Source organism: Novosphingopyxis sp. (assembly GCF_965218915.1).
In the GTDB taxonomy this organism is placed as follows: Bacteria; Pseudomonadota; Alphaproteobacteria; order Sphingomonadales; family Sphingomonadaceae; genus Novosphingopyxis.
Genome location: NZ_OZ244708.1, coordinates 860,152 through 882,108 on the forward strand (window position 1 = coordinate 860,152; position 21,957 = coordinate 882,108).

20 protein-coding genes and 1 tRNA gene are annotated in these 21,957 nt (G+C 62.9%); 7 read left to right on the plus strand and 14 right to left on the minus strand.

Annotated features, from left to right (window positions below; genetic code table 11):
- Window positions 1–30 precede the first annotated feature (30 nt).
- Entirely contained in the window at window positions 31–777 is a 747-nt protein-coding gene (ubiG, locus tag ACOQPC_RS04065) for a bifunctional 2-polyprenyl-6-hydroxyphenol methylase/3-demethylubiquinol 3-O-methyltransferase UbiG (protein ID WP_420607384.1), read from the plus strand.
- A gap of 540 nt (window positions 778–1,317) precedes the next feature.
- Here the strand turns inward: ubiG and ACOQPC_RS04070 are convergent.
- From ACOQPC_RS04070 to ACOQPC_RS04095, 6 genes are all read right to left on the minus strand, one after another.
- Window positions 1,318–1,722 (minus strand): MAPEG family protein, encoded by a 405-nt coding sequence (locus ACOQPC_RS04070; RefSeq protein ID WP_420607385.1) that lies wholly within the window; start codon window positions 1,720–1,722, stop codon window positions 1,318–1,320.
- A gap of 193 nt (window positions 1,723–1,915) precedes the next feature.
- On the minus strand, window positions 1,916–2,587 hold the full coding sequence (locus ACOQPC_RS04075) for a glutathione S-transferase family protein (RefSeq protein ID WP_420607386.1): 672 nt from the start codon (window positions 2,585–2,587) through the stop codon (window positions 1,916–1,918).
- Between the two features lie 176 nt (window positions 2,588–2,763).
- On the minus strand, window positions 2,764–7,242 hold the full coding sequence (gltB, locus tag ACOQPC_RS04080) for a glutamate synthase large subunit (RefSeq protein ID WP_420608062.1): 4,479 nt from the start codon (window positions 7,240–7,242) through the stop codon (window positions 2,764–2,766).
- 35 nt (window positions 7,243–7,277) lie between these two features.
- On the minus strand, window positions 7,278–7,760 hold the full coding sequence (locus ACOQPC_RS04085) for a hypothetical protein (RefSeq protein WP_420607387.1): 483 nt from the start codon (window positions 7,758–7,760) through the stop codon (window positions 7,278–7,280).
- Window positions 7,757–8,053, minus strand: coding sequence for a hypothetical protein (locus ACOQPC_RS04090; protein ID WP_420607388.1), 297 nt, complete (start codon window positions 8,051–8,053; stop codon window positions 7,757–7,759). The genes ACOQPC_RS04085 and ACOQPC_RS04090 overlap by 4 nt, the downstream gene beginning before the upstream one ends.
- Complete coding sequence (locus ACOQPC_RS04095; protein WP_420607389.1) at window positions 8,050–9,534, minus strand: NAD(P)-dependent oxidoreductase; 1,485 nt, start codon at window positions 9,532–9,534, stop codon at window positions 8,050–8,052. Before ACOQPC_RS04095 ends, ACOQPC_RS04090 begins: the two co-directional genes overlap by 4 nt.
- A 174-nt stretch (window positions 9,535–9,708) precedes the next feature.
- On the opposite strand from ACOQPC_RS04095, the gene ACOQPC_RS04100 reads away from it, so the two are divergent.
- Complete coding sequence (locus ACOQPC_RS04100) at window positions 9,709–10,554, plus strand: undecaprenyl-diphosphate phosphatase (protein WP_420607390.1); 846 nt, start codon at window positions 9,709–9,711, stop codon at window positions 10,552–10,554.
- Between the two features lie 19 nt (window positions 10,555–10,573).
- Here the strand turns inward: ACOQPC_RS04100 and ACOQPC_RS04105 are convergent, their stop codons facing one another.
- A complete protein-coding gene (locus ACOQPC_RS04105) occupies window positions 10,574–11,515 on the minus strand; it encodes a complex I NDUFA9 subunit family protein (RefSeq protein WP_420607391.1) in 942 nt (313 codons plus the stop codon).
- Window positions 11,516–11,643: 128 nt separating this feature from the next.
- Between ACOQPC_RS04105 and ACOQPC_RS04110 the strand changes: the two genes are divergently transcribed.
- Together ACOQPC_RS04110 and ACOQPC_RS04115 are read left to right on the plus strand one after the other, a co-directional pair.
- Window positions 11,644–11,729 (plus strand) — tRNA-Leu (locus ACOQPC_RS04110).
- Window positions 11,730–11,895: 166 nt separating this feature from the next.
- Window positions 11,896–13,119: a tyrosine-type recombinase/integrase gene (locus ACOQPC_RS04115; protein WP_420607392.1), complete on the plus strand. Its 1,224-nt coding sequence runs from the start codon at window positions 11,896–11,898 to the stop codon at window positions 13,117–13,119.
- A gap of 66 nt (window positions 13,120–13,185) precedes the next feature.
- On the opposite strand, the gene ACOQPC_RS04120 is transcribed toward ACOQPC_RS04115, so the two are convergent.
- Together ACOQPC_RS04120 and ACOQPC_RS04125 are read right to left on the minus strand one after the other, a co-directional pair.
- A complete protein-coding gene (locus ACOQPC_RS04120; protein ID WP_420607393.1) occupies window positions 13,186–13,371 on the minus strand; it encodes a DUF5818 domain-containing protein in 186 nt (61 codons plus the stop codon).
- A gap of 29 nt (window positions 13,372–13,400) precedes the next feature.
- On the minus strand, window positions 13,401–14,039 hold the full coding sequence (locus tag ACOQPC_RS04125; protein WP_420607394.1) for a lytic transglycosylase domain-containing protein: 639 nt from the start codon (window positions 14,037–14,039) through the stop codon (window positions 13,401–13,403).
- 233 nt (window positions 14,040–14,272) lie between these two features.
- On the opposite strand from ACOQPC_RS04125, the gene ACOQPC_RS04130 reads away from it, so the two are divergent.
- Window positions 14,273–15,085 (plus strand): DUF7146 domain-containing protein, encoded by an 813-nt coding sequence (locus ACOQPC_RS04130; RefSeq protein WP_420607395.1) that lies wholly within the window; start codon window positions 14,273–14,275, stop codon window positions 15,083–15,085.
- Between the two features lie 82 nt (window positions 15,086–15,167).
- Window positions 15,168–19,400 carry a strawberry notch-like NTP hydrolase domain-containing protein gene (locus ACOQPC_RS04135; RefSeq protein WP_420607396.1) on the plus strand — a complete coding sequence of 1,411 codons (4,233 nt, stop codon included), beginning with the start codon at window positions 15,168–15,170 and terminating at the stop codon, window positions 19,398–19,400.
- Window positions 19,401–19,785: 385 nt separating this feature from the next.
- Here the strand turns inward: ACOQPC_RS04135 and ACOQPC_RS04140 are convergent, their stop codons facing one another.
- From ACOQPC_RS04140 to ACOQPC_RS04160, 5 genes are read right to left on the minus strand one after another with little or no spacing between them, the layout of a single operon-like run.
- Window positions 19,786–20,100, minus strand: a complete 315-nt coding sequence (locus ACOQPC_RS04140; protein WP_420607397.1) for a hypothetical protein — start codon at window positions 20,098–20,100, stop codon at window positions 19,786–19,788.
- Window positions 20,101–20,223: a hypothetical protein gene (locus ACOQPC_RS04145; protein WP_420607398.1), complete on the minus strand. Its 123-nt coding sequence runs from the start codon at window positions 20,221–20,223 to the stop codon at window positions 20,101–20,103. It abuts the gene before it with no gap.
- Window positions 20,224–20,227: 4 nt separating this feature from the next.
- Window positions 20,228–20,551 (minus strand): antibiotic biosynthesis monooxygenase family protein, encoded by a 324-nt coding sequence (locus tag ACOQPC_RS04150; RefSeq protein ID WP_420607399.1) that lies wholly within the window; start codon window positions 20,549–20,551, stop codon window positions 20,228–20,230.
- A gap of 12 nt (window positions 20,552–20,563) precedes the next feature.
- Window positions 20,564–20,881, minus strand: coding sequence for a DoxX family protein (locus ACOQPC_RS04155; RefSeq protein WP_420607400.1), 318 nt, complete (start codon window positions 20,879–20,881; stop codon window positions 20,564–20,566).
- A gap of 1 nt (window position 20,882) precedes the next feature.
- Window positions 20,883–21,266, minus strand: a complete 384-nt coding sequence (locus ACOQPC_RS04160; protein ID WP_420607401.1) for a DUF4267 domain-containing protein — start codon at window positions 21,264–21,266, stop codon at window positions 20,883–20,885.
- Window positions 21,267–21,360: 94 nt separating this feature from the next.
- Between ACOQPC_RS04160 and ACOQPC_RS04165 the strand changes: the two genes are divergently transcribed.
- Window positions 21,361–21,930 (plus strand): TetR/AcrR family transcriptional regulator, encoded by a 570-nt coding sequence (locus ACOQPC_RS04165; RefSeq protein WP_420607402.1) that lies wholly within the window; start codon window positions 21,361–21,363, stop codon window positions 21,928–21,930.
- The last annotated feature ends 27 nt before the right edge of the window (window positions 21,931–21,957 follow it).

Sequence of the window (21,957 nt, forward strand, 5' to 3'; positions counted from 1 at the left end):
GGATCGGCGGGCAACTGATAGGCAGCGTGTATGAGCAAGGCAAGTATCGCAACGATCAAGCGTCCCAGCATCAATCCGGCCGAGGCGGCGCATTTCGGCAAGCTGGCGGCGGACTGGTGGGACCCGAAAGGCTCCAGCGCCATGCTTCACAAGCTGAACCCGGTGCGGCTGCGTTACATAAGGCGCCAGATCGACCGGCGCTGGGGCCTCGACAAATGCGAATGGACGCCGCTGGCGGGAAAGAGCGCGCTCGACGTAGGCTGCGGCGCCGGGCTGCTGGCGGAACCGCTGGCACGGCTGGGGGCGGCGGTGAAGGCGATCGACGCCGCGCCGGAGAACATCGCGGCGGCCAGGGCGCATGCCGCGCAGTCCGGCCTTGCGATCGACTACCGCGCCGAGGCGGTCGAGGCGCTGCACGCCGGACCGTTCGATCTCGTCACCTGCCTCGAGGTGATCGAGCATGTCGACGAACCGGCCCATTTCGCGTCGCAGCTGGCGGGCAAGCTGGCGGACGGCGGCTTGCTGATCCTTTCCACTCCCAACCGCACGCCGATGTCCAAAGCGCTACTGGTCGAGGGTGCCGAACGCCTCGGCCGCATCCCGCGCGGCACGCACGACTGGGACAAGTTCCTGACGCCCGAGGAGTGCGAGGCGCTGCTGGCGGACGCTGGGCTGCGGGTGATCGACCGGCAGGGCATCGCCTTCGGGCCGGGGCCGGGGCTGCATCTCAGCGACAATATGGCGCTGAACTATATATTGGCGGCGGTGAAACTTTGAGTTGCGTTGTCAGCTGATGATGACATTTTATGCCGCAAAGGCTACAAAGTGATCACGAAAGCGTTGCAAGAACGCGAAACAATATTTCCTACAGGTCAAGAAAGTTAGGCGGTGGATAAAGCCATATGCGCATCGATTGTCCTACATTGCAATGCCAAGCTGGGGTGTTTCGATCATCGGCGGGTTGCGAACCACCACCACCGTCACCCCGGACTTGATCCGGGGCCCCGTTCACTCAGTCTGGGTGCGCAATCTATCGCGGCTGCAGACGGCGGCTTGACCAAATAAGCGCCTTTGTCATTCCGTATCGCCGACACGCCTCTGAAAGATGTTTCGCGATGACCTTGGACCCAGCACTTGCCAGCTCGCTAGTATCCACGGCAGCCGCGATGGCGACCGCGAAAGGCGTTCGGGCGGCCGAAAGACATGGCGCGCGCCCGTCTTCTTGCTCATCGGGCCTAGCAGAAAGGAAAGCTGGACCCCGGATCAAGTCCGGGGTGACGACGGGTTTGCTATCGGGTGGCGTAAAGGCGGTCTCCATCAACCCCTGAAAAACAGCGCCGCCAGCAGCATCAGCAGGCCGATTACCGAGGCCAGAAACGCCAGCGTGCGCCAGCCCTTCACGCCGGTCCAGTAGAGCGGCAGGTAGATGATCCGCGCCACCAGCCAGAGCGCCGCGCCGATCGCGCTCAGCGTGCCCGCATGGCCCGCCAGGGGCACCGCGAGCAGCAGCGCGATGGCGATGGGAAAGGTCTCGAAATAATTGGCCTGCGCGCGGGCGACGCGCGCCGCGATATCGTTCAGCGGCGGCTGCTTCTCGTCGCGGGCGCCCATGTTCCAAGCGCGGCCATATTGTCTGGTCTTGAGCTGGATCGCCGAAAAGATGTGCACCAGCGCGAGCACGCAACCGAGGCCGAGTACGGTGAGTTCAAACGGTAGAGACATGGGCGGGCCTTTTTGTCGCTAGGGGAATGACGGGATAAGTTGTTCCCCGGCGAAGGCCGGGGTCCAGCATCTGACGTCACCTGATGGACCCCGGCCTTCGCCGGGGAACGGAATTAGCCATAGCATAATTCTGTCAGACCGAGGATAAACCTCAGCCTAATCCCGTTACGCCAGCTTCGCATCCCGTGGCCGGTCAAAAATCCACCTCTTCATAATGCGCCGGCGGTTTCACCACTTCCATGCGCTCGCTGAGCAGCGGGCGGAAGCTGGGGCGGCTTTTGAACATCGCGTACCAGGCGCGGGTCTGCTCGTGCCCGCTCCAGTCGATGCCGCCGAGATAGTCGGCGACGGAAATCTGCGCGGCGGCGGCGAGATCGGCCAGGCTGAGCGTCGATCCGGCGAGCCAGCTGCGATGGTCGATCAGATAATCGATATAGTCGAGATGCGTGTTGGCCAGCTTCATCGCCTCGCGCAGCACGCGTCCGTCGGGCGGCTGGCGGTGGACCAGCCGCTTGTGCATGCGTTCGTGCATCAGCGGGCCGGTGACGTCGCCGTAGAACTGCTCGTCGAACCAGGCGACGAGACGGCGGATTTCGGCGCGATAGGCCGAGCTGCCGCCGATCATCCTGTTGCTATCGACCGTCTCCTCGAAATATTCGCAGATCGCCCGGCTGTCGGCGATCACGAGGCCTTTGTCTGGTTCCTCGATCACCGGCGTGCGGCCGGCGGGGTTCATGTCGAGAAAATCGTCGCGCTGCGCCCAGGGATTTTCGCGTTCGAGTTCATAACCCACGCCCTTTTCGCCCAGCAGCAGGCGCACCTTGCGGGAAAAGGGGCAGAGCGGGAATTGGTAGAGGCGCCACATATCGGCTTGGCCTTAGACGGGTGATGATGGGCGGGGAAGGGGGTGCGGTGTGATCGCTTTCATAAGTTTCGTCATTCCGGCGAAAGCTGGAATCCAGGGCAGTTGCAGCGCTGCATAGGCCCTGGATTCCGGATCAACTCCGGAATGACGACGGATTTTAATCGGGGGACAGAGCCTTACTCCGCCGCCACAACCTCCCGCGGCGCATCGCTCAGCGGATGATCGAGCCGGCCCAGCATCTCCTTCGGGCAAACCTGCCAGAAGGCGCCGCGCACGCTGTCCCAGTCTTCCAGGATCGAGGCGGCCCAGCGGCTGTCGGTCGCGGCGACATGCGCTGCGATCAACGCGCGCAGCCGGTCCTCCCAATAGTCGCTTTCCAGCCGCTGCCAGACGATGCTGCCCGGATTGGCACGGATCGGGAAGACGGTGTCCGGATCGTAGACGAACGCCATGCCGCCGGTCATGCCCGCGCCGAAATTGCCGCCCGTGCACCCCAGGATCACCGCCATGCCGCCGGTCATATATTCGAGAGCATTCGCGCCGCAGCCCTCGACCACCACCTCGGCGCCCGAATTGCGCACGGCAAAGCGCTCGCCCGCCTGTCCCGCGGCGAAAAGGCATCCGGCGGTCGCGCCGTAGAGCACGGTGTTGCCGATGATACTGTTGTCCTGGCTTTTCAGCGGAGAGCTGACCGTGGGCCGCACGATGATGTGGCCGCCGGACAGGCCCTTGCCGACATAATCATTGGCGTCGCCGAACACCTCCAGCGTGATGCCCTGGCACAGGAACGCGCCGAGCGACTGCCCGGCGCTGCCGCGCAGGCGGACCTGGATATAATCGTCGTCCAGCGCCTTCATGCCGAAGACGCGCGTGACCTCGCTGCTCAGCCGCGTGCCGACCGCGCGGTGGGTGTTGCGCACGGTGTAGGTGAGCTGCATCTTCTCGCGCCGCTCGAACACCGGCCCGGCATCCTTCAGCATCAGCGCGTCGAGGCCGTCCGGCACCTCGTTGCGGAACGTATCGATCTTGAAGCGCCGATGGGTGTCGGGCGCGTCCACCTTGGCGAGGATGGGGTTCAAGTCGAGATCGTCGAGATGCTCGGCGCCGCGGCTGACCTGGCGGAGTAGCTCGGTACGGCCGATCACCTCGTCCAGGCTGCCGACGCCGAGCCGCGCGAGAATTTCGCGCACCTCCTCGGCGATGAAGGTCATCAGGTTGATCACTTTTTCGGGCGTGCCGGTGAATTTTTCCCTGAGCCGCTCGTCCTGCACGCACACGCCGACGGGGCAGGTGTTCGAATGGCACTGGCGCACCATGATGCAGCCCATCGCGACCAGGCTGAGCGTGCCGATGCCGAACTCCTCCGCGCCCAGGATCGCGGCGATCACGATGTCGCGCCCGGTTTTCAGGCCACCATCGGTGCGCAGCTTCACGCGGTGGCGCAGACCGTTGAGGGTGAGCACCTGATTGACTTCGCTGAGGCCCATTTCCCACGGCGTTCCGGCATATTTGATGCTGGTCTGCGGGGATGCGCCGGTGCCGCCGGTGTGCCCGGCGATCAGGATCACGTCGGCATGCGCCTTGGCGACGCCCGCCGCCACCGTGCCGATGCCCGCGGCCGAGACGAGCTTGACGCAGACCCGGGCGCGCGGGTTGATCTGCTTGAGGTCGTAGATCAGCTGCGCCAGATCCTCGATCGAATAGATGTCGTGATGCGGCGGCGGGCTGATGAGGGTCACGCCCGGCGTCGAATGGCGCAATTTGGCAATGAATTCTGTCACCTTGAAGCCGGGCAGCTGCCCGCCCTCGCCGGGCTTGGCCCCCTGCGCGACCTTGATTTCCACTTCCTCGCACGCGCCGAGATATTCCGCCGTCACGCCGAAGCGCCCCGAGGCGATCTGCTTGATCGCGCTATTGGCATTATCGCCATTGGCACGCGGCTTGAAGCGCTCCGGGCTCTCGCCGCCTTCGCCCGACACCGCCTTGGCGCCGATGCGGTTCATCGCGATGGCCAGCGTCTCGTGGGCCTCAGGGGAGAGCGCGCCCAGGCTCATCCCCGGCGTCAGGAAGCGGCGACGGATTTCGGTGACGGCCTCCACCTTGTCGACCGCCAGCGGTTCCTTCGCGTAATTGAATTCCATCAGATCGCGCAGATAGACCGGATCGAGCCCGCGCACGCCGGCGGAGAATTGCAGATAGCTCGAATAGCTGTCCCTGGCGACGGCGGTCTGGAGCAGGTGCATCAGCTGCGCGCTCCACGCATGTTCCTCGCCGCCCGCGCGCTGCTTGTAGAAGCCGCCGATGGGAAGCCGCGCGACCATGGCATCGAACGCCGCCTTGTGCCGCTCGGTCGCGTTGAGGTGCAGCGACATATAGCCTTCGCCCGAGATTTTATTGGGCATGCCGGGGAACAGATCGGCGACCAGCGCGCGGCTGAGGCCCACCGCCTCGAAATTATAGCCGCCGCGATAGCTGGAGATCACCGCAATTCCCATCTTGGCGATGATCTTCAGCAGGCCGTCGTCGATCGCGGTGCGGAAATTATGGAGACATTCGGGCAAGCTGAGATCGCCGAACAGGCCGCGGCAATGGCGCTCGGCAATTGCGGCCTCGGCCAGATAGGCGTTCACGGTGGTCGCGCCGACGCCGATCAGCACCGCGAAGTAATGCGTGTCGAGGCATTCGGCCGCGCGCACGTTGATCGAGGAAAAGGCGCGCAGGCCCTTGCGCACCAGATGCGTGTGCACGGCGGCGGCGGCGAGCACCATCGGAATGGCGCAGCGGTCCGCGTCGATATTCTCGTCGGTGAGGAACAATTCGGTCTTGCCGCCGCGCACCGCTTCCTCGGCCTCGCGCCGGATACGGGTGATCGCGGCGCGCAGTTCCTCATGGCCCTTATGCGGATCGAAGGTGCAATCGATGGCGCCCGCCAGCTTGCCGAACGCGCTTTTCAGCCGCGCCCAGTCGGCGCTCATCAGCACCGGGCTTTCCAGCACCAGCACATGATCGTTCTGGTCCTGCTCGTCGAGGATGTTGGCGAGGTTCGAAAAGCGCGTGCGCAGGCTCATCACATGGCGTTCGCGCAAACTGTCGATCGGCGGGTTGGTGACCTGGCTGAAATTCTGCCGGAAGAACTGGCTGATCAGCCGCGGCTTGTGGCTGATAACCGCGAGCGGCGTGTCGTCGCCCATCGATCCGACCGCCTCCTTGGCCTGCTCGGCCATCGGCGCAAGGATCATCTCCATATCCTCGATGGTCTGCCCCGCCGCGACCTGGCGGCGCGTCAGCGCGGCGCGGTCGTAGCGCGGCACATCCGGATCATCGCATGCGGGCAGGTCGTTCAGCGTACGAAAGCCCTTCACCAGTTCGGCATAGGGCTGTTCGGCGGCGACGCGATCCTTGAGCTCGCGGTCGCGGTAGAGCGCGCCTTCCTCCAGATCGACCGCGATCATCTCGCCCGGGCCCAGCCGGCCCTTCTCGACGATATCGCTTTCGGGCAGCACCACCATGCCGCTTTCCGATCCGATCACGAGCAGCCCGTCGGCGGTGCGGCTGTAGCGCAGGGGCCTGAGCGCGTTGCGGTCCACGCCCGCCACCGCCCAGCGGCCGTCGGTCATGCACAAAGCGGCCGGGCCGTCCCACGGCTCCATGACCGAGGCCATATATTCGTACATCGCCTTGTGCGCGGCGGGCAGATCGGACGAGGCCTGCCAGGCTTCGGGGATCATGGTGAGCTTGGCCGTGGGCGCTTCCTTGCCCGATCGGATCAGCGTCTCGAACACCGCGTCGAGCGAGGCGGTGTCGGATGCGCCGGCCGGGATCACCGGCTTGATCTCGTCCGAGGCGTCGCCGAACGCGATGCTGGCCATGCGGATCTCGTGACTCTTCATCCAGTTGCGGTTGCCGCGGATGGTGTTGATCTCGCCATTGTGGGACAGCGCGCGAAACGGCTGGGCCAGCCACCATTGCGGAAAGGTGTTGGTCGAATAGCGCTGATGGAAGATCGCCACGCGGCTTTCGAACCGTTCATCGGTGAGATCGGGATAGAACACCGACAGGCTCTCGGCCAGGAACAGCCCCTTGTAGACGATCGATCGGCAGGACAGGCTGCACACGTAGAAATCCGCGATCTGCGCGGCGATCACCGCGCGTTCGATCCGGCGGCGGACGAGGTAGAGGTCCTTCTCGAACTCCTCGAGCGTCTCGTCACCCGGCATCGGGCCGGCGATCATGATCTGCTCGATCTCGGGCCGCGTGATCTGCGCCTTGCGGCCGATCACCGAGGGATCGACCGGCACCTGCCGCCAGCCGTAGATGGTGTAACCGCTCGCGATCAGCTCGCTCTCCACGATCATGCGGCAGCTGTCCTGCGCGCCCAGATCGGTGCGCGGCAGGAAGACCATGCCCACCGCGAGCCGGTTCGGCAGCACGCGGTGGCCTGAATTGGCAATGGCATCGTCGAAGAAGCGCTCGGGCAGATCGACCATGATCCCGGCGCCGTCGCCGGTCTTGCCGTCCGCATCGACCGCGCCGCGATGCCACACCGCGCGCAGCGCCTCGATCGCCGAGGTGACCACCCGGCGCGAGGGTTTTCCTGAGACTTCGGCGATCAGCCCGGTACCGCAGGCATCGCCCTCCATGTCCGGATGGTACATGCCATGCTCGGCGATGCGCTGGCGTTCCTGTTCGATCACGACAGATACTCTTCCCGGCCAAGCCATGCGATGGTGGAGCGCGTCGCTGCGGTCAGGTCCGGAGCATCGTTCCAGGCGCGGTTCGCGCGCGCCGCCTGCGCATCCGGGTCGGTCGAATAATCATGAACCAGAATATTGCGCGCCGCGCCGAGCTCGATCCAGCGGCCAGCGCTTTCGATGCCGCCCAAGGCTTCCACGCGGCGAAACTGGTTCTGCAGCGACATGCCCGTGATCGTCTCGCCGGACAGGACCAGAACACCGCGAAACAGCTTTCGGCTGGTGAGATCGAACAACTGCTCGAATAGCCGGAGAAAGGCGTGGAGGCGCTCACGTGGATCATCGTCCCATTCGCGCAGGTCCGACCCCTGTAGCGGAAAACGAGAACCGATGCGCGCGGTCAGACGGTCAAGGTGATCGGCTACGGACGCTGCCGCGCTTGCGGCTTCGGCGGTTGCCGCCAAGAGCTCCTCGCGGTTCATAACGCGATACCTTCGCGTTCGGCCGCGCGGTCGATCCAGCGCTTCTCCGCCCCGCGTGCCGCAACCACGACATCGATCTGCGGTTCGTCAAGCCGTTTCCAGATAAGTGCCCTGAACGTCACCTCGGCGTCGACTGTCGCATGTTCAGGGGCGGCCTCGATATGAACATCGATGTCGCCTCCGCTCGTGCCATCGTCGACCCGGCTTCCGAAGAGTCGAACGACCGCATCCGCGCCAAACGCTTCCAGCGCCGCCGACTTGATCACCTTAGCCTGTTCGCCGGTCAGCCTCATGCCGCTTTCTTTTCCTCTGCCCTCTTCGATCGCAAATAGGCGTGCATCGTCTCGCTGACTTCGCGGCCGTCGCGGATCGCCCAGACGACAAGGCTTGCACCGCGCACGATATCGCCCGCCGCGAACACGCCGTCCAGATTGGTCATCATCGTTTCGTGATCGATGCGCAGCGTGCCCCAGCGGGTAACGGACAGATCATCCGCGCCGAACATGATCGGCAAGTCTTCGGCTTCGAAACCAAGTGCCTTGATGACGAGGTCGGCCGCAATCGTGAAATCGCCGTCCGGATCGGGCTCTGGCGCGCGGCGGCCGCTGGCCTCGGGCTGGCCGAGCTTCATCTTGGTGCCGCGCACGCGCGTGACCGCGCCGTCACCGTCCGCCTCGAACGCGGTCGGGCCGCTCAGCCAGACGAACTCGACGCCCTCCTCCTCGGCATTGGCCACCTCTCTCTGGGAACCCGGCATATTCTCGCGGTCGCGGCGGTAGAGACATTTAACCGAGGTCGCGCCCTGGCGGATGGCGGTGCGCACGCAGTCCATCGCGGTATCGCCGCCGCCGACCACCACGACATTACGACCATCGGCGTTGAGCGAGCCGTCGTCATATTCCGGCACCGCGTCGCCGAAGCCCTTGCGATTGGAGGCGATCAGGAAATCGAGCGCGGGCACGATACCGAATTGCCCGCTGCCCGGCGCCTTGAGGTCGCGCGCTTTGTAGACGCCGGTGGCGATCAGGATCGCGTCATGCTTGCCCCGCAGTTCGTCGAGCGAGGCATCCTCGCCCACGGCAAAGCCTTCGTGAAAGACGATACCGCCTTCCTTCAGCCGGTCGACGCGGCGCATCACCACTTCCTTCTCCAGCTTGAAGCCGGGGATGCCGTAGGTGAGCAGGCCGCCGCCGCGATCGTGGCGATCATAGACATGCACCTCATAACCGCCGACGCGCAGATATTCCGCCGCGCTGAGCCCCGCAGGGCCGGCGCCGATCACGCCGACCGACTGGCCGCGCGACGGGCCGGGCTGCAACGGTTCCACCCAGCCCTCGGCCCAGGCGGTGTCGGTGATATATTTCTCGACCGAGCCGATGGTGACCGCGCCGTGGCCCGAAAATTCGATCACGCAATTGCCCTCGCACAAGCGGTCCTGCGGGCAGATGCGCCCGCAAATCTCCGGCATGGTGGAGGTCATGCTGCTCATCTCGTAAGCCTCGCGCAACCGCCCCTCGGCGGTTAGGCGCAGCCAGTCCGGGATATGATTGTGCAGCGGGCAATGCACCGAGCAATAGGGCACGCCGCATTGCGAACAGCGCGCCGATTGATGCTCGGCGCCGTCGCTCGCATAGCGTTCGGCGATCTCGTGAAAATCCTGCGCACGCACATCGGCGGCGCGCTTTTCGGGGTAACGCTGTTTGCGCTCGACGAATTGGAGCATCTTCTCGGTCATGCGCGCGGGATAGGGCGGGGACAAGCCGTTGTCAGCCATATTCCGGCAGAACAGACAGCACTATTGACCCAAAACGATCGGAAAATGCAGAGGTACAATATATTGTGCCAAACGGAGGGCGTAATAGTCCCGTACCGGACCAATATCGCGGGCTGACAATTTTTACCGCCCTGCTAAAACCGCGCCGGGCCTATTTTAGCCGACGGATATCGCATGACCTTTCTCCAGATGCTCCTGATCGCGCTCGTCCAGGGCGTAACCGAATTCCTGCCGATCAGCTCGTCGGGCCATCTCATCCTGTTGCCGATCTTTACCGGATATCAGGACCAGGGGCCGATGATCGACATCGCCGTCCATGTCGGCTCGCTGCTCGCGATCATTACCTATTTCTTCCGCGACGTCGCGGGGCTCGCGCGCGGCGGGTTCGCCACCGTGGGCATCGGCAGCGCGCCGCGGGAAAAAAAGCTGTTCTGGTGGATCATCGTCGGCACCATCCCCGCGGTGCTGGTGGGTCTGGCGATTAAGACCGGCGCGCTGAACGGGGTGGCCCAGACCTTTTTCAACCTGCAGATCAGAAATGACGACCTGCTCGAATCGCTGCGCCTGACCCATCTCATCGCGATCAACCTGATCGTCTACGGCATCTTGCTGGGGCTGGCCGACCGCTTCGGACCCAGGAACCGCAGCTTCGAACAGCTGCGCCTGCGGGACGGCATATTGGTCGGCTGCGCGCAGGCGCTGGCGCTGATCCCCGGCACCAGCCGCTCGGGCGTCACCATGACCATGGCGCGCGTGCTGGGCTTCAAACGGGTCGAGGCGGCGCGCTTTTCTTTCCTGCTGTCGATCCCGGCGATCGCCGGCGCGGGCATATTGATCGTACCGGATCTGCTGAAGGCCGATCACGCCCTGCTGGTCGAGGCGCTGATTACGGGGGGAATGACGTTCCTCGCCGCGCTGGCGACAATGATGTTCCTGATGCGCTTTTTGAAAAACGCGTCGATGATGGTGTTCGTCGTCTACCGCGTGGCGATGGGCGCGGCTTTGCTCTACTTCTTCTGACCGGCGCCGGCAGGGCCTTTCAGGCGGTGCGCGGCTTGCGCCCGAACCGGCCGTGGCGGCGATATTTGACCAGATAGTCCGGCGCCACCGCGGCCAGCGGGGTCGGCTCGACACCGAGCTCCCGCAGTCCTTGAGCACCCTCGGCGACCACATTGTCACGATTGAGCATCGTCAGCTGATCCTCGGTGATCGGCGGATGGGGCAGCCAGCGCGTGCCTAGCGTCAGCGCGAATGCAGCGAGATGGGGCACCTCGATGAACAGCCGCTCCGCACCGATTTCCTGCGCGATCCAGCGGTTGAGCTCGAGCATCGAGAGCCGCTCCGGCCCGCCCAGTTCATAGCTCTTGCCCTGATGACTGAAAGGCTCGCTCACGGCCACGCGGATCGCGGCGGCGACATCGCCTGCGAACACCGGCTGGAATTTCGTCTTCGCGCCGATCACCGGCACCATCGGCGATAGGCGGATCAGGTTTGCGAAGCGGTTCAGGAAATTATCGTCCGGTCCGAAAATGATCGACGGCCGCATGATCGTGGCGTTCGGGAACGCCTTCATCACGCGCTGCTCGCCCTCGCCCTTGGTCTGCCCGTAAATGCTCTCGCTCTCGGGATCGGCGCCGATTGCCGAGACATGGACCAACGCGCGGGCGCCGATCTCCGCCGCGGCCTCGGCGATATAGCCCGCGCCGTCGCGGTTCACCTCCTCGCCGCGGTCCGCAAAGGCACCGCACAGATTGACGATGGCATCGCTGCCGCGCGCGGCGCGCAGCGCGCTCACCTTTTTCGTGATGTCGCAGGCAACGAACTGCGTCTGGCCCAGCCCGCCCAGCGGCTTGATGCCGACCGCGTTGGAGGGATCGCGCTGGGCGACGCGGATGCGATAGCCCGCTCTCAGCAACTCCTCGCAGACATAACGCCCGAGAAAGCCGCCGCCGCCGAAAATGGTCACCAACCGGTTCTGCATGTCGTTCCTTCATTTGGCGGCGATATCGCGCGTCTGCTCGCGCCGTACCTATACCAATGGCGCGCGCGCAGGAAAGCTCCGCATTGACATTGGCGCGCCAGCCGGTAGGACGCGCCTTCCCGAAAGGGGCCCAGATGGCGGAATGGTAGACGCGCCAGCTTCAGGTGCTGGTGATCGCAAGGTCGTGGAGGTTCGAGTCCTCTTCTGGGCACCATTTGTTCTTCTCATGAACTCCCAAATAGTCTATAAAACCCGCAGAAACCCTAAGGATTTGGCCTTGGGGTGGTGCCGGACCGTCCCGCGATTTCTCGGGTGTTCCACACATTTTTGCGGGCCTTTTGCGGGCCTTTGCAATAACCGCATTGAGAAAAGGCCCGCACGTGCCCCTCACAGAAACTCGGCTTCGCGCTCTCAAACCAAAAGACAAATCTTACAAGTTGGCCGACGACCGCGGCCTCTATGTTGAGGTAACGCCGGCTGGCGGGAAACTCTGGAGATTCCGCTACCGGATCGGGAAGCTGGAAAAAAAGCTCGCAATCGGAGCCTACCCAGATGTTAGCCTTAAAGCGGCGAGGCAAGCGACCTACGAGGCGCGCCAACTCGTTGCTGGCGGCGGCGACCCTGCACTCGAGAAGCGGAAGCAAAAGATCAAATCTGAATTCCTGTCGGCCCAAACTTTCGAAACCGTCGCGAGCGAATACATCGAGCAGATGATGGTTCGGAATGGGAGGGCAGAAGCGACAATCGTGAAGGCTAATTATTTTCTAGAACAGCTAGCTCCAGGCATTGGAAAGCGCCCGATCGATCAGATCGAACCTTTCGAGATTCTAGCTCCGCTCAAGCGGCTTGAAGCGACGGGGAAGCATGAGACAGCTAAGAAGTGCCGTTCCTTCGCCAGTCGGGTTTTCCGGTATGGCGTCGCGACGACGCGCTGCTCATCCGATCCAACCAGTATGCTCAAGGGTGCCCTGATTACGCCTCGGGTAACCCATTACGCCGCGATTATAGAGCCGCTGGAACTCGGCGGCTTACTCCGGGCAATTGACGGCTACACCGGTAATTCGATCACCCGATGCGCTTTGATGATTGCCCCTCATGTTTTTGTTCGACCCGGAGAGCTTCGGCACGCCGAATGGCTGGAGCTCAATTTGGAGGATGGCATTTGGACTATCCCAGAAGGCAAAATGAAATCGCGCCGAGCGCATGCTGTTTCGCTTTCGAAACAAGTTGTTGCCCACCTGTCTGACTTGGCGGATATGTGGGGAGCCGAAGGATATGTTTTCCCATCGGCCCGAACCTCGCAACGTCCAATGAGCGAGAATACATTAAACGCTGCTTTTCGCCGCATGGGATATTCGAAAAACGAGGTCACCGCACATGGGCTGCGCGCAACCGCCTCAACACTACTGAACGAATCCGGCCTGTGGAACCCGGATGCGATCGAGCGGGCTCTTGCTCATGGCGACAGCAATGCCGTTCGGGGCATCTATCATCGCGGAAAACATTGGGACGAACGCGTAAGGATGGCCCAGTGGTGGAGCGACTACCTTGACGAACTGCGCGAGGATCGAACATGCGTCGTGGCGAAATTTGCAAGCCGCTAATCGATCATGGTATTTTGGATATCCTCGATGCCTTCGTTGCTCTAGACACTGCGGACCGTCGACACTCTAGGGATGACTGCTTTCGCCAATCCAGTCGACCGTAATTTCATCCAAACCGGACTGATGACCTTCGACTATAATTTCCGACGCGCCTGTCGGCAGATCAATGTCCTCGAGCTCGAGCTTCCAGACATCGTCATCGGCACAGCGGAGTAGCGGGCCTCGTGGTGAATGCTCGATCGTGCCGGTCACGCGTATTCGTTTGTCGTTATGCCCTGATTTCATCGAACCATCACTTTCCAGCGTGCCAGCACGGACTGGACATAACCCGGCGTTTCATTGTTCCGGGGGATGCCTTTGGCACGCATGACCGCGCCCGGTCCAGCATTATAGGCGGCAAGCGCCAGATGGATTGCGCCGAATTTGTCGAGCATTTCGCGAAGATAACGTGCGCCGCCGTCGATACTTGCCCGGGGATCATGGCGGTTGGAAACGCCAAGGTAGCGCGCGGTGGCGGGCATGAGTTGCGCGAGGCCCGCAGCGCCTGCCGGACTGACCGCCATCGGGTTGAACCGAGATTCCTGCCAGATCAGCGCGCGCAACAGCCCGGAGGGCAGAGCGTAGCGAATTTCTGCTTCGCGAATGCTTGCCGCATAGATGGCTTCGCGGAAGGATGCGTTGCTACCCTGCCTTGAGAGGAGAAACGCGGTGGTCGAGCGAGTGAAAGTCGCAGCTGGATCAACGTACGCCTCTGCTCGATCCGATTCTGTTGCAACCTGGTGCTCGAACAGCTGAAAATCCGATTTCTCCTCGTCGATATCGACGGTGTTATCGGCACCAGCATCGCGGAGCGATTGTGCCGGCGCGGCACCGGCCAGCAACGCGGCAACTAGGCCCGAACATCGTAAAATCCGTTTCACCGTACATCTCCTTGCATCGAATCGAATGAGAACATAGAAAGAACATACGGCTGTAGGAAATCGCTTTCTCGGCCAGTTGAAGAGGGGAGCCTGCGGATTGGAGAGGACCGCAATATGCCAAGGAGCCCTCCCAGATGTCCCTCCCAGTCCCAAACCATGCAGCGTCGTCTCTCGAAGCAAACGCCCGCTCGATTTGTCTCCAGCTCAAAGGTCGTTGGTCCGGCTCCAAGGGCATGGCTTGCTGCCCCGCCCATGATGATCGCACACCGTCGCTCGGTGTCAGTCTCGGCCAGAACGCGATCCTGTTTCATTGTTTCGCGGGCTGCAGCCAGAACGAGGTCCTTTCGGCTTTAGGCCGGATCGGTATAAATCCGCGCGATCTGTTTTCGCAAAGCGGATTCCAGCGGGAACAGGTCGGGAAGCCGGGCAACAGTCCGTCCCGTAATGCGCTAAGACTCTGGCGAGAGGGACGGTTCATTCACGACACACCTGCAAAAACCTATCTCGAAGCGCGGTCGATCCGCGCTTCCTCGCGCGAGCTGCGATTTCATCCCCGGACGCCGCTCGGTGCGAAAAGCGCGGTACGATTTCTTCCGGCCATGATCGCCGCGGTCAGCCTCGACGAACGCCTGATCGCAATCCATCGGACCTTTCTCAGCGAAACCACGCCTGAAAAGGCCAAATTCGACAATCCCAAACGCGCGTTGGGCGAGCTCGGCGTAGGCGCTGTGCGGCTGTTCCCGCCGGCCGATGGAAAGCTCGGATTGGCCGAGGGGATCGAGAGCGCGCTTTCCGCGCGGGCGCTTACCGGTATTCCGGTTTGGGCGACGCTCGGAAACAAGCGTTTCGGAACCGTCGCCATTCCCGATAGCGTCACCGAACTGCATCTGTTCGTCGATGCCGACGAGGGGGGCGAAATCGCCGCCGAACGCGCGTTAAAGGTCTACGGTCGGGAAGGCCGGACCATCAAGGTCCGGACACCTTCGGTTCCGGGCACCGACTGGAACGACGAGCTGGTGAGCTGGTGCGCCTTCCGCAAAACTTGAGAGGAAAGAGGGCTTTTTCACCGGGTGACCCGGCGGTCTGACGATGTGGTCAGGCTGCTGCTCGAACCCAGGAGGAAGCCCGATGAACATCCAGACAAATTTCTTTCCCGCTCACGATCACGTTTCAAGCGATACCTCGATGGTCCAGGTGGCACGCACTATCTCCGAACGGCTCGCGAGCGGACAGCATCTCACGCGCGCCCATATCACCAGCTTGTTCGCCGAAGCCACCGGCAGCAGCGACGCCGATCATAGCTGGACGGTAGCTCAGAGCAATAGCGCGGTGGAACTCGGCGCGCTGCTCTGGCTGAAGGTTCATGGCCGGATCGATCTGGACACGCCGTTTTTCGAAGTCGACGCGCGCCTCGACTGGCTCCAGGCAGCGCTGCCGCCGCGCCATGTGCGCAGCGAAGAGCAGATCAGTCTTCAGCAATTTTCCACGCCGCCCTTGCTGGCCTGGTTGATGGCGAAGGCCTGCGGAAGTGAAGCGGGCGATGTCGTGCTCGAACCGTCCGCGGGAACCGGCATGCTCGCGATCTGGCCGCATCTTGGCGGCTCCTCGCTTATCCTCAACGAAATCGATCCCCTGCGCCGTGAGGCGTTGCAGACGCTGCTCCCGTGCGCCGCCATCACTGCTCATGATGGCGAACTGATCGATCAGTTGATGGACCCCGCTCGGCTTCCCAGCGCGGTCATCATGAACCCGCCATTCGCGCGCAGTCTCGAGCGTGGCAAGGACAGCAAGTCCGCCATGCGGCATTTGCGCAGCGCGCTGCGCCTGAGCGCCGACGGAGCGAGAATCGCGGCGATCATGCCTGAAGGATTTTGCGCGAGGCGATTTGCTCGCGAGATCGGCGACGCCACCGTGCTGCTCGACGCGCTGCTCGCGAACGCGTTTCGCTCGGTCGGCACCGGAATATCGGTGCGGATGATCGTGATCGACAAGGCTGTTCGGGACTTCGATCCGCTTGAGACCGAATGCGCGTCGCTGTCCGACTTGAACGCCGCTATCGGCGACCTCCCGCATCGTTTATCTGTCAGGTCAGCGTCGACGCCTATTCCGGCCCGGTCCGCGCTCGTCGTTCCCATCCGGTCTGGAACGTGCAAACCGATGGCCCCGTTTGCCGCGACCATAAGCGAAAGCGCGGTGGTCGAGACGCTTGACTACACCGTGCTCGAAGAACCCGCGCCGCTTCCCGATCAAGTCGGCATCTATCTGCCTTACCGTCCAAGCCGGATTATTATAGCAGGTGCCTCGGCGCATCCCACGTCGCTGGTCGAATCCGTCGCCATGGGGTCGGTACCGGCGCCGGTGCCCGATGCAAAACCGCTGGTTCCGCCGGGCTGGCGTCAGATGCTCTCCCAGGCCCAGTGCGAAACGCTGATCTACGCAGGAAGCGCCTTCGCGCGCGATCTGCCCGGGCCCTTCACCGTCGATAAGGGAGGCACCGGGCTCGAGATCGCCGACAACGGCGTTGCCTATCGCCAGGGCTTCTTTCTCGGTGACGGCACGGGTGCTGGCAAGGGCAGGCAGATTTCGGCCGTCATCATGGACCGGTGGCTTGCCGGTGAGTGCCGCCATATCTGGATCACAAAGAACGAAACGCTGATCGAGGATGCGCGGCGCGATTGGGAAGCATTGGGCGGTCTGCCGATGGACATCCAGTCACTCGGCAGCTGGAAGCTCGGCACGCCGGTTGGAATCGCGAACGGCATATTGTTCGTGACCTATCCGACGCTGCGCTCGGGCAGGATGGAAGATACGCGGCTGGGTCAAATTCTGGCCTGGGCGGGCGAAGGTTTCGAAGGCGTGATTGCGTTCGACGAATCCCACGCCATGGCCAATGCGCTGGGCAGCAATGGCACCCGCGGCAAGGTCAAAGGATCCGAACAGGGCTTGGCGGGCCTGCTCCTTCAAAACCATCTGCCGCGGGCACGAGTGCTCTATGCGTCCGCCACCGGCGCGTCAGACATCGCCAATCTCGGCTACGCGGCGCGCCTCGGTCTCTGGGGTTCGGAAACCGCCTTCGCGACCTATGAGACCTTCATGGCCGACATCCGCGCTGGAGGCATCGCCGCGATGGAACTGGTCGCCCGCGACCTCAAGGCGCAAGGGCTTTATCTCGCCCGCGCGCTATCCTTTGCCGGCGTCGAATATAAGCTGCTCGAACATAAACTAACGGGCGCGCAAATCCGTATCTATGACGCCTATGCCGATGCATGGGCGATCATCCACCGCAATCTGAACGCCGCACTCGAAGCCACGCGCGTCGTTGACGAGGACAGCGGCGATACGCTCAATCGGAACGCCAAGGTGGCCGCGCTCTCGATCTTCGAGGGCACCAAGCAGCGCTTCTTCGCGCAGCTGCTGCTCTCGATGAAACTGCCGAGCCTGCTGCCGGCCATCGAGGAGGCGCTCGCTGAAGACCATTCGGTGGTGGTGCAGCTGGTCTCGACCGCAGAGGCGATGCTCGACCGGCGGCTCGCCGATCTCAGCCCACAAGAACGCGAAGCGCTCGATATCGACCTCTCGCCGCGCGAATATGTGATCGACTATCTCGCGCAGAGCTTCCCGGTTCGGCTGATGCAGGTCTTTACCGACGAGGAGGGCAATTTGCGCTCGCAAGCGATGAGCGACGCGGATGGCAATCCCGTGCTTTGCCGCAGCGCGATACAGGCGCGCGATGCGCTGATCGAACAGCTCTGCGCGCTGCCACCGATCGCCACCGCGCTCGACGCGATCATCGAGCATTTTGGGACGGACGCCGTGGCCGAAGTGACGGGGCGCAGCCGCCGACTGATTACCGACAGGCGCGGGCAGCAGCGTCTTGAACGACGAACCCCGCGCGCAAATCTCGCCGAAGCGCAAAGCTTCATGGACGGCGTGAAACGCGTTCTCGTCTTTTCCGATGCGGGCGGGACGGGCCGTTCCTATCATGCCGACCTCGACGCGCATAACCGGCAGCGCCGCGTGCATTTCCTGCTCGAACCTGGCTGGCGCGCGGACAATGCGATCCAGGGACTGGGGCGCACCAATCGCACCAACCAGGCCTCGGCGCCGCTGTTTCGTCCGGTCACCACCGATGTCAAAGGCGAGCGCCGGTTCATCTCGACGATCGCGCGGCGCCTCGACAGCCTTGGCGCGCTGACGCGCGGCCAGCGGCAAACGGGGGGACAAAACCTGTTCGACCCCGCCGACAATCTCGAAAGCGACTATGCGCGCGATGCCCTCACGCGCTGGTTCTATCTGCTCTACGAGAGCAAGCTCGAGGCGATCGCGTTCGGCCGCTTCGTCGAACTGACGGGGCTCAAGCTGGAAAGCCCCGATGGGGGCCTTACCGACAATCTTCCATCGATCCAGCGCTGGCTCAATCGCATCCTGGCACTTCCCATCGCCATCCAGAATGCGATTTTCGATGAATATCTCTCATTGATCGAGGCGCGTATCGAGGCGGCGCGCGAAGCGGGCACGCTCGATCTCGGGATCGAGACCGTCGCGGTTGAAAGCTTCGATATCGTCTCGGACCAGCTGTTGCGCACTGACGCCGCATCGGGCGCGACGACGCATCTGCTGACGCTCGACATCCGGCGCCGACTGAAGCCGCTACGCTTCGATCGCCTCGCCATCATGCACGACATTGGTTCGGCCTTTGGTCAGCCGATGCGTAACGAGCGCTCGGGAGGGGTCGCTCTATGTGTGCCCGCCCGGCGGATCATTGCCGATGACGGGAGCGTCATAGAACGCAGCCGCCTTCTGCGACCGCTCAAGAACAGCATCTGGACTCTGGAAGCGCTGGCAGAAAGCCATTGGGAAAAGATCGATCCTGACAGTTTCGAACGGTTTTGGCGCGCCGAGGAGAGCCAAGCCGCGTCAGAACTTGCCCGCGAACGCGTCCATCTGGCGACGGGACTTCTGCTGCCGGTTTGGAACCGGCTTTCCAGCGATTATGTTCGCGTCACCCGTATCGTCACCGGCGATGGCCGGGCGCTCATCGGCAGGGAAATTCTGGCCTCCGATCTGCCCGACATTGCGACTGCGTTCGGGCTAAGCGATGTGATCGGACCCGCGGTTGGCGAGTTTGCCTCGCTGGTGATGGCCAGCGGCAAGTCGCTCGAAATTCGAAGCCATGATCGGCTTAACGTCAAACGGTCGCTGGTGAACGGCAGCCAGCGGCTCGAACTCGTCGGCTTCGCGGGCGAACGGCTCGACTGGTACAAGGCCAAGGGCTGTTTCACCGAGATCATTCGCTATCGCACGCGGCTGTTCGTGCCCGTCACGGGCGCGTCCGCCATTCTCGATGCGATTGTCGTCTGAAGGTCGGCTTTCAGGCATTTAAGAACGCCACATAGGGTTTGCGCCAAAATAGGGACTGCAAACCACTTTTGAGAATGCGCACCGTATCGAGCGAGTCGCCGGATTAAATGCTTTTCCAACAGGCGTTTGAAGCCCGCTGGCGACTGAGCACCTTTCTTTTTCGGTCAGTGTCACCAATCCGTCAAGACCTCTGTGTTCGACCGATGTTCTGCTTGGGGTAGCAAATAGCCATTTTTCGCAATCGATACGCACCTGCTAACTCTGGGCCATTTTTCGACCGGGTCTGGGAAGTTCGAGACGGTCCGCTTTCGGCAGCGCCGAAGGCAAAGCTGCCCTTGTGTCCAGTGTCAGAACCGTTCGGTTGTGACACCAGCCCAGCCGCTCGTCAGGCGCGGTCTGCGCGACGACGAACGCTCATCGCCGCTGCGATCACCGTGCGGTCGTCGGCCTCGATCTCGAACAGGCCGCGCCGAAGCACTTGGCCCCCGTTCTTCCCGCCGCGCGAGAAGGACAGCTCCTCCAGCAACGGCCGGATCGGGGCGTCACGCCCGCCTTCATACCGGACCTGTCGCCGAAAGGGCTTGAACGTCTGCGACTGAACCGCCTGTTGCGGCTCGTAGTCGATCACCTCGCCGATCGCGGTGAAGGCCTGGATCGGCGCGCCTGACCGTATCTCCTCGCGAGGCGAGTAGAACAGCACCTAGTCGCCGCGTGCAATTCGCTTGAGCGGCGCTTCCTTGCCGTGGTTGGACTGGAAAAACCCGCCTTCGACCGCCGTGCGGACATGATCGCGGCTGGCGACCCCCACCCAGTAGCGCGCCACCGTGCTACACCGTCACGCTGTCGCGCAGCTCGTAGTAGATCGGCTCGAACGAAACGGCGATGTCGGCCGCGCGCTTCATGTGCGCCTGCGCGGTCGGATCGGCCATCATCGCGTCGATGTCCGCCCGACTGCGCCACTGCGCGTAGTTGGTGACGTGTGTGCGGTCGTTGCTGACGTGCAGGTTGGCCGACACGAAGCCGGGGCGCGGCTTCATGCCCTTTTCCGTGGCTTCCAGCAGCTCTCTGTAAAGCTCATCCGCCTTGGCGGCATCGACGGTGAACGTGTTGATCAGCACGACGTAGCCGTCGCTGGGATCGAGAGTCGTCATGGCATCGCTCCTCTAGAGTATCTCCGCCAGCGCTAGCAATGCGACAAAGGGGCCGAGCTGCGTGAGGTGGCTGTATTCACGGTGGCGCAGGACGGTCAGGATCGCCGCGGCGATGATGACGGCGCCGAGGATTAGGCCCATCCCGCGCGTGGGGGGATAAGCGACCAGCGCGGCGGTCACGATCTCCAGCGCGCCGGTGACGCGGCACCACCACGGCGGATACCCCCAGCGGACGAAATCGCTTCGCGTGGCGGATGTGCCTATAGCGTTGAACACCCCGGCCCCGAAAAACGCGGCGACGACTAACCACGTCGAGATAGTGTGCAACATCTCAGGCCAGCCCCGTGATTAGCGGGATCGCCGCCAAGATCATCAGCGCGGCCGTGAGGCCATGAATGCCCAACGCCCTCCCGGTCGAGCCTTTCGCCGCCAGGATGGTCGACATGTCGCATATCGGGGTAATCGCCTGAATCAGCAGGACGATGCCGAGGAGGCGCAGATCGCCCCACGCCAGCAGGGCGAACACGATCAATCCCGAGACGATGTCCCGCGAGCCCTTGAGGCGGAGCCACCAATCGGTGTTCGCTCCTTCCTCCGGCAGCGGCAGCCCGAAGCTTTCCGTCGCTGTCCTGGGCTTTGTGAGATACATGATGCCGAGCGCGATGATCGCAGTCGCCGCCAACACCGCAACCCCGATCGAGAACCAGTGCATCATAAGCCTCCGTCCATGCCCGATATATATGCTAGCAACGCTAGATTCACAATCTGCTTTAAGGTGTTGCTGTTGCGATTGTTCGGAAGGATAAAGTATGGGCACCGCAGATAGAAAGCGCAGGGAGCGGACCGAGCGCGAGCAACGCATCACCGCGGCAGCGCGGGCGATCGCAGAAGGTGAAGGTTGGAGCGCGGTTACGATCCGTCGTTTGGCCGACGAGATCGAATACAGTCAGCCGGTCCTCTACTCGCATTTCGAAAACAGGGATGCGATCATCACGGCGGTCGCAGTAGCGGGCTTTCGCGACCTGACATCCGCGCTTCGGCACGTCGCGCCAGAATCGACTGACCGTCAACGCGCGCTCGAACGCGCCGCCACCACCTATCTCGCCTTCGCGCGCGAGCATCCCGCCTTATACGAAGCGATGTTCACGATGCCGACGAATCTCCGCTTTGCAAAAGCCGACACTAGATCGGAGTTGCATGACGCCTTCGCGGCGCTGGCGGCTGTCGTCGCGCCGTTAGAAGGAAATGTTGAGGCTGCGACCGAGACATTCTGGGCAACCCTTCACGGCTTGGCCGAGCTGGAGCGCACAGGAAGGATCAGGCGCGATGCGCGTGGCGAGCGAGTGGCGATCGTCGTTTCTGGGTTTCTGGGGTCTTGAGAAAGCCTGCCGACTACCCCCCTTGCC

What these genes read in the sequence shown, in the direction of transcription:
- ubiG (WP_420607384.1), top strand. Translation starts at nt 31, where the DNA reads ATGAGCAAGGCAAGTATCGCAACGATCAAGCGTCCCAGCATCAATCCG.
- ACOQPC_RS04070 (WP_420607385.1), bottom strand. Translation starts at nt 1,722, where the DNA reads ATGTCTCTACCGTTTGAACTCACCGTACTCGGCCTCGGTTGCGTGCTC.
- ACOQPC_RS04075 (WP_420607386.1), bottom strand. Translation starts at nt 2,587, where the DNA reads ATGTGGCGCCTCTACCAATTCCCGCTCTGCCCCTTTTCCCGCAAGGTG.
- gltB (WP_420608062.1), bottom strand. Translation starts at nt 7,242, where the DNA reads ATGTACCATCCGGACATGGAGGGCGATGCCTGCGGTACCGGGCTGATC.
- ACOQPC_RS04085 (WP_420607387.1), bottom strand. Translation starts at nt 7,760, where the DNA reads ATGAACCGCGAGGAGCTCTTGGCGGCAACCGCCGAAGCCGCAAGCGCG.
- ACOQPC_RS04090 (WP_420607388.1), bottom strand. Translation starts at nt 8,053, where the DNA reads ATGAGGCTGACCGGCGAACAGGCTAAGGTGATCAAGTCGGCGGCGCTG.
- ACOQPC_RS04095 (WP_420607389.1), bottom strand. Translation starts at nt 9,534, where the DNA reads ATGGCTGACAACGGCTTGTCCCCGCCCTATCCCGCGCGCATGACCGAG.
- ACOQPC_RS04100 (WP_420607390.1), top strand. Translation starts at nt 9,709, where the DNA reads ATGACCTTTCTCCAGATGCTCCTGATCGCGCTCGTCCAGGGCGTAACC.
- ACOQPC_RS04105 (WP_420607391.1), bottom strand. Translation starts at nt 11,515, where the DNA reads ATGCAGAACCGGTTGGTGACCATTTTCGGCGGCGGCGGCTTTCTCGGG.
- ACOQPC_RS04130 (WP_420607395.1), top strand. Translation starts at nt 14,273, where the DNA reads ATGGCTTGCTGCCCCGCCCATGATGATCGCACACCGTCGCTCGGTGTC.
- ACOQPC_RS04135 (WP_420607396.1), top strand. Translation starts at nt 15,168, where the DNA reads ATGAACATCCAGACAAATTTCTTTCCCGCTCACGATCACGTTTCAAGC.
- ACOQPC_RS04150 (WP_420607399.1), bottom strand. Translation starts at nt 20,551, where the DNA reads ATGACGACTCTCGATCCCAGCGACGGCTACGTCGTGCTGATCAACACG.
- ACOQPC_RS04155 (WP_420607400.1), bottom strand. Translation starts at nt 20,881, where the DNA reads ATGTTGCACACTATCTCGACGTGGTTAGTCGTCGCCGCGTTTTTCGGG.
- ACOQPC_RS04160 (WP_420607401.1), bottom strand. Translation starts at nt 21,266, where the DNA reads ATGATGCACTGGTTCTCGATCGGGGTTGCGGTGTTGGCGGCGACTGCG.
- ACOQPC_RS04165 (WP_420607402.1), top strand. Translation starts at nt 21,361, where the DNA reads ATGGGCACCGCAGATAGAAAGCGCAGGGAGCGGACCGAGCGCGAGCAA.